This is a genomic window from Pantoea sp. ICBG 828 (assembly GCF_002928355.1).
GTDB lineage: Bacteria > Pseudomonadota > Gammaproteobacteria > Enterobacterales > Enterobacteriaceae > Pantoea > Pantoea dispersa.
The window spans coordinates 25,125-31,203 of record NZ_POWN01000017.1 but is presented as its reverse complement, the minus strand read 5'-3'; the positions used below and the strand labels follow the sequence as shown (position 1 = coordinate 31,203).

The 6,079-nt window shown below is 53.0% G+C and carries 5 protein-coding genes, 4 tRNA genes and 1 rRNA gene; 9 read left to right on the top strand and 1 reads right to left on the bottom strand.

What is annotated here, in order from left to right; translation table 11 throughout:
• The 3 genes from rrf (at position 1) to birA (ending at position 2,263) form a co-directional block, all read left to right on the top strand.
• Positions 1-116, top strand: a 5S ribosomal RNA gene (gene rrf / locus C1Y43_RS23070).
• A gap of 150 nt (positions 117-266) precedes the next feature.
• On the top strand, positions 267-1,304 hold the full coding sequence (murB, locus tag C1Y43_RS23065; RefSeq protein ID WP_058775753.1) for a UDP-N-acetylmuramate dehydrogenase: 1,038 nt from the start codon (positions 267-269) through the stop codon (positions 1,302-1,304).
• On the top strand, positions 1,301-2,263 hold the full coding sequence (gene birA / locus C1Y43_RS23060; protein WP_104189833.1) for a bifunctional biotin--[acetyl-CoA-carboxylase] ligase/biotin operon repressor BirA: 963 nt from the start codon (positions 1,301-1,303) through the stop codon (positions 2,261-2,263). The genes murB and birA overlap by 4 nt, the downstream gene beginning before the upstream one ends.
• Positions 2,264-2,316: 53 nt before the next feature.
• On the opposite strand, the gene coaA is transcribed toward birA, so the two are convergent.
• The gene (gene coaA / locus C1Y43_RS23055) at positions 2,317-3,267 is read right to left on the bottom strand and encodes a type I pantothenate kinase (protein ID WP_058759911.1); all 951 of its coding nucleotides are present in this window, start codon (positions 3,265-3,267) and stop codon (positions 2,317-2,319) included.
• Between the two features lie 396 nt (positions 3,268-3,663).
• Here coaA and C1Y43_RS23050 point away from each other — a divergent pair.
• From C1Y43_RS23050 to secE, 6 genes are all read left to right on the top strand, one after another.
• Positions 3,664-3,739: transfer RNA gene (locus tag C1Y43_RS23050), tRNA-Thr, on the top strand.
• A gap of 7 nt (positions 3,740-3,746) precedes the next feature.
• Positions 3,747-3,831 (top strand) — tRNA-Tyr (locus tag C1Y43_RS23045).
• A 189-nt stretch (positions 3,832-4,020) separates the two neighbouring features.
• Positions 4,021-4,095: transfer RNA gene (locus C1Y43_RS23040), tRNA-Gly, on the top strand.
• A 5-nt stretch (positions 4,096-4,100) separates the two neighbouring features.
• A tRNA-Thr gene (locus C1Y43_RS23035) sits at positions 4,101-4,176 on the top strand.
• 106 nt (positions 4,177-4,282) lie between these two features.
• Positions 4,283-5,467, top strand: a complete 1,185-nt coding sequence (gene tuf, locus C1Y43_RS23030; protein WP_022547082.1) for an elongation factor Tu — start codon at positions 4,283-4,285, stop codon at positions 5,465-5,467.
• A 227-nt stretch (positions 5,468-5,694) separates the two neighbouring features.
• Positions 5,695-6,078, top strand: coding sequence for a preprotein translocase subunit SecE (gene secE, locus C1Y43_RS23025; RefSeq protein ID WP_021508209.1), 384 nt, complete (start codon positions 5,695-5,697; stop codon positions 6,076-6,078).
• The last annotated feature ends 1 nt before the right edge of the window (position 6,079 follow it).

Genomic DNA, 6,079 nt, shown 5'->3' with positions numbered 1-6,079 from the left:
CCTGGCGGCAACAGCGCGGTGGTCCCACCTGACCCCATGCCGAACTCAGAAGTGAAACGCCGTAGCGCCGATGGTAGTGTGGGGCCTCCCCATGCGAGAGTAGGGAACTGCCAGGCATCAAACCAGTGAAGAAGCCCCGGACGAGAGTCCGGGGCTTTTTTACGTCCCTACTTCAGCAAATTTACCGCTAAAAACGCGAAAACTCCCCACTGTAAAACCGTGCAATCGGGTAAACTACGGCCAGATTAATCAGTAAAGGCCGTAACATGTCCAGCCCTCAGACTTCCCTGAAAGCGTTCAACACACTGGGTCTTGCAATCGCGGCTGAAAAGCTTGTTGTTGCGGATAGCGCAGAAGCCATTTCCTCTGCCTGGCACGCCAGCCAGCAAAATAATCAGCCGTTTATGGTGCTTGGCGAGGGCAGTAACGTCCTGTTCCTCGAAGATTTTGCCGGCTGCGTGGTGATAAACGCGATTAAAGGCATCACCCTGGAAGAGCACGACGAAGCCTGGCATCTGCACGTTGGTGCTGGCGAAAACTGGCATCAGTTGGTTGAGCATACTCTAAAGAAAGGCCTCACCGGGCTGGAAAATCTGGCGCTGATTCCTGGCGTGACGGGATCGGCACCCATCCAGAACATTGGCGCTTACGGTGTTGAATTTAAAGATATTTGCCAGTACGTCGAGGTGTTACACCTGCCGGATAGCACAGTCACGCGTCTGCACCGTGATGAGTGCCAGTTTGGCTATCGCGACAGCATCTTCAAACACGCGATGAAGCACGACTATGTGATTGTGGCCGTCGGTCTGCGTCTGGCCAAGCAGTGGAAACCGGTGCTGAGCTATGGCGATCTGGCGAAGCTCAATCCCGCCACCGTATGCGCGTGGGACGTATTCAATGCGGTGTGCCATATGCGACAAAGTAAGCTGCCCGATCCGCGCATAACAGGCAATGTAGGCAGTTTCTTTAAAAACCCCCTGATTTCCGCTCAGCAGGCAGAGGCATTGCTCACGCACTATCCTGCTATGCCGCACTATCCACAGCACAGTGGTGAGGTCAAGCTGGCCGCGGGCTGGCTGATCGATCAGTGTGCGTTGAAAGGCTATCGTCTTGGCGGCGCTGCGGTGCATCGTCAGCAGGCACTGGTACTGATCAATGAAGACAATGCCACACCGCAGGATATTGTCGCCCTGGCCCATCATGTGCGTCAGGAGGTGGGGAAAAAATTTGCCGTGTGGCTGGAGCCTGAGGTGCGGTTTATTGGCGCGCAGGGCGAGCGTAACGCCGTCGAGGTGATTTCATGAAAGATCAAAGCGTTCCGTTAAAACTGGTCGCCCTGCTGGCCGATGGCGAATTTCACTCTGGTGAACAGTTGGGTGAAGCGCTCGGTATGAGCCGCGCTGCCGTGAATAAACATATTCAGACGCTGAAAAGCTGGGGCCTGGATGTCTACACCGTGACAGGGAAAGGCTACAGCCTGCCAGCGCCCATTCAGCTGCTGAATGAAGAGGCGATACTGGCGCATCTGCATCAGGCGGATTTGGCGGTGATTCCGGTTATTGACTCCACGAATCAGTATTTACTCGATCGCATGGACCAGCTGAACTCCGGCTATGCGTGCATCGCGGAATATCAACAGGCCGGGCGCGGCCGGCGCGGACGGAAATGGTTCTCGCCGTTTGGCGCCAATCTTTACATGTCCATGTACTGGCGACTGGAGCAGGGGCCAGCTGCGGCAATGGGCCTGAGTCTGGTGATTGGTATCGTGATGGCAGAGGTTATCCAGTCGCTGGGCGCGGCAGACGTCCGCGTTAAGTGGCCAAATGACCTCTATCTGCAGGATCGTAAACTGGCGGGTATTCTGGTTGAGCTCACCGGTAAAACCGGCGATGCGGCGCAAATTGTGATGGGCGCGGGGATCAACCTGGTGATGCGGGGCGAAGGCACGGCGGAAATCAATCAGGGTTGGATCAATCTGCAGGAAGCGGGCATCGAGATCAATCGTAACGAACTCGCCGCCAGGCTGATAAACCGTCTGCGTGAAGCTTTACCGCTGTTTGAACGGGATGGGCTGGCGCCGTTTGTCGGCCGCTGGGAAGCGCTGGATAACTTTATCCATCGCCCGGTAAAACTGCTGATTGGCGATCGTGAAGTGCATGGCATTGCGCGCGGAATTGATAAGCAGGGCGGTTTATTGCTGGAACAGGATGGTGAGATTAAATCCTGGGTCGGTGGCGAGATCTCATTACGTCCCGCTAATTAACACAGTAAACACTAATGCATTAAACGCCCTGATAAAGCAGGGCGTTTTTAATACTATTTTCGTAACCGTACACTTTGCACGGCATGATCAGCAGACTTGGTCATGATCAGGCTGGCCCGCTCTCGCGTAGGTAAGATGTTTTCTTTTAAATTCAGCCAGTTAATCTCTTTCCATAACCCACGTGCAATACTCTCTGCTTCCTCTTCAGGCAGCTGAGAATAGTGGTGGAAATAAGAGTCCGGATCGCTGAAGGCACCTTCGCGGAATTTAAGAAAGCGATTAACGTACCAGCGCTCTAATAAATTTTCTGGCGCATCAACATATATTGAAAAGTCGACGAAATCTGAGACAAATACATGATGCGGATCGTGCGGATAATCCATACCGCTCTGCAGGACGTTCAGCCCTTCCAGAATCAGGATGTCCGGCTGCTGCACCACCTTATCGCCATCCGGGATGACATCGTAAATCAGGTGTGAATACACCGGTGCGGTGACCTGGCTGGCGCCCGATTTCAAATCCGATACGAACTTCACCAGTCGATGCATATCATACGACTGCGGGAAGCCTTTCTTTTTCATCAGGCCGCGCTCTTTCAGCACCGCATTAGGGTGCAAAAAGCCATCGGTGGTGATGAGTTCCACCTTACGGTGTTCGGGCCAGCGGCTAAGCAGCGCCTGTAGCACGCGGGCGGTGGTGCTTTTACCGACAGCGACACTGCCGGCAATACTGATAATGTAAGGGATCTTCTGGCCATTGGTACCAAGGAACTGCTCCAGCACCGCCTGACGGCGCAGATTTGAACTGATATAGAAGTTCAGCAGACGTGATAGCGGCAGATAGATCTCGGCAACTTCTTCCAGCGAAAGATCTTCATTGATGCCGCGCAGCCGTTCAATTTCGCTGGCGGCCAGCGTCATCGGTACGGAATCTCGCAGCGCAGCCCATTGCTGGCGATCAAACTGCAGGTAGGGCGTCGTCAGTGGAGTCGTTTTTTTACTCATAAGCATGCATCTGACCGCAAATTCTGGCTCATCAACACCTTGCAGCAACAGGCATACAGCGATGTGTCGAACTCAGTTGCACGTCACAGGGGTAATTTAACGAGAACAATGGGCAGGAGGGTAACACCAGTGTGACTTTAAAAAGAAGTAAAATGATAAACCTGAGCACGCTTTCGTAAGCAGGCCCGCATTTTTATGATCACAGTATGAGGCTAACGCGGTATTAAAGAATAATCAGGCTGTGGGCTGGCGGAAAAACACACCATGTTTGCTGCTTTTTGCTGCACTGGCGGGGCGTTTTGCGAGGATTTGCACAAATAGTAAGCGGTAGTGCAAATTTAGCAATTTTTTTGTTGCATCCTGAACCCGGTCTTCCTAGAATGCGCGTCACTTGATGCCGGCTTAGCTCAGTTGGTAGAGCAACTGACTTGTAATCAGTAGGTCACCAGTTCGATTCCGGTAGCCGGCACCATCAAGTAGGTGGGATTCCCGAGCGGCCAAAGGGAGCAGACTGTAAATCTGCCGTCACAGACTTCGAAGGTTCGAATCCTTCTCCCACCACCATCTCAACCTCTCGGTTGAGCGTCAGATAAAGGCTTATCTGATGGGTGAGTTCAACTCTCTCACCTTCGAATTCAGATTGCGCAGTAGCGTGATCACCGTCAGTCAGAAACTCTGACTGGCTCGAATAATAGAAGGTCTTCTTTTATTATTCATAAGCTACAGAAAGAACAGGTAGCCGAGTTCCAGGATGCGGGCATCGTATAATGGCTATTACCTCAGCCTTCCAAGCTGATGATGCGGGTTCGATTCCCGCTGCCCGCTCCAGATGTGCTGATATGGCTCAGTTGGTAGAGCGCACCCTTGGTAAGGGTGAGGTCCCCAGTTCGACTCTGGGTATCAGCACCACTTCCTTTATCTCTCTCCTGATTCTCTCTCTGTAAAACTAACATCAGGTTTTGCCTGGTTAATGTGACGATATCTTTGATATATCCGTGTCTTAGAGGGACAAGCGATGGCTAAAGAGCAATTTCAACGTAACAAACTGCACGTAAACGTGGGCACCATCGGTCACGTCGACCACGGTAAAACCACTCTGACTGCGGCAATCACCACCGTTCTGGCTAAAACCTACGGCGGCCAGGCGCGTGCATTCGATCAGATCGATAACGCGCCAGAAGAGAAGGCTCGTGGTATCACCATCAACACCTCTCACGTTGAATATGAAACCCCGACCCGTCACTACGCACACGTTGACTGCCCAGGCCACGCCGACTATGTGAAAAACATGATCACCGGTGCTGCGCAGATGGACGGCGCGATCCTGGTTGTTGCTGCGACTGATGGCCCAATGCCTCAGACCCGTGAGCACATCCTGCTGGGCCGTCAGGTTGGCGTTCCTTACATCATCGTGTTCCTGAACAAGTGCGACATGGTTGATGACGAAGAGCTGCTGGAACTGGTTGAGATGGAAGTGCGTGACCTGCTGTCTGCTTACGACTTCCCTGGCGACGATACCCCAATCGTACGCGGTTCTGCGCTGAAAGCGCTGGAAGGCGACGCTGAGTGGGAAGCGAAAATCGTTGAGCTGGCTGAGCACCTGGATAACTACATCCCGGATCCAGTCCGTGCTATCGACCTGCCGTTCCTGCTGCCAATCGAAGACGTATTCTCAATCTCTGGCCGTGGTACCGTTGTTACCGGTCGTGTTGAGCGCGGCATCGTGAAAGTGGGCGACGAAGTAGAAATCGTAGGTATCAAAGCGACTGCCAAGTCTACCTGTACCGGTGTTGAAATGTTCCGCAAACTGCTGGACCAGGGTCAGGCAGGCGAGAACTGTGGTGTTCTGCTGCGCGGTATCAAGCGTGAAGAGATCCAGCGTGGTCAGGTTCTGGCTAAGCCAGGTACCATCAAGCCACACACCCAGTTCGAGTCAGAAGTTTACGTTCTGTCTAAAGACGAAGGCGGCCGTCATACTCCGTTCTTCAAAGGCTACCGTCCACAGTTCTACTTCCGTACCACTGACGTAACCGGTTCAGTAGAGCTGCCAGAAGGCGTTGAGATGGTAATGCCAGGCGACAACATCAAAATGGTTGTTACCCTGATCCATCCAATCGCAATGGACGAAGGTCTGCGTTTCGCAATCCGCGAAGGCGGCCGTACCGTTGGCGCGGGCGTTGTTGCTAAAGTTATCGCGTAATAGCGATAATATTTGACGCAATGCACACGGAAAGGGCATCATTTGATGCCCTTTTTGTACGCTGTTAACCAGAACCTGGCTCATCAGTGATTTTCGATCATAATCATTGCTGAGACAGGCTCTGTATTACGGCGCTGGATACCGAGTTATGCCCAAAAGCGCATTCGGTTTGGATGCCTCGCTCTGCGGGGCAGAATAGTTTCTGAATTATTGTGGCAGGTTGGTTTATGAGTGCGAATACCGAAGCTCAAGGGAGCGGGCGCGGCCTGGAAGCGGTAAAGTGGGTAGTTGTGATCGCATTGCTGCTGGTAGCAATCGTCGGTAACTACCTGTATCGCGATGTGACACTGCCTTTACGCGCGCTGGCTGTCGTGGTGTTGATCGCTGCGGCGGGCGGCATTGCGTTGCTGACTACCAAAGGCAAAGCAACCGTGGCTTTTGCACGTGAAGCAAGAACCGAAATGCGTAAGGTCATCTGGCCAACTCGCCAGGAAACATTGCACACCACGTTAATCGTTGCCGCGGTCACTGCCGTGATGTCACTGATTTTGTGGGGGCTGGATGGTATTCTGGTCCGTCTGGTATCGTTTATCACTGGCCTGAGGTTCTGAG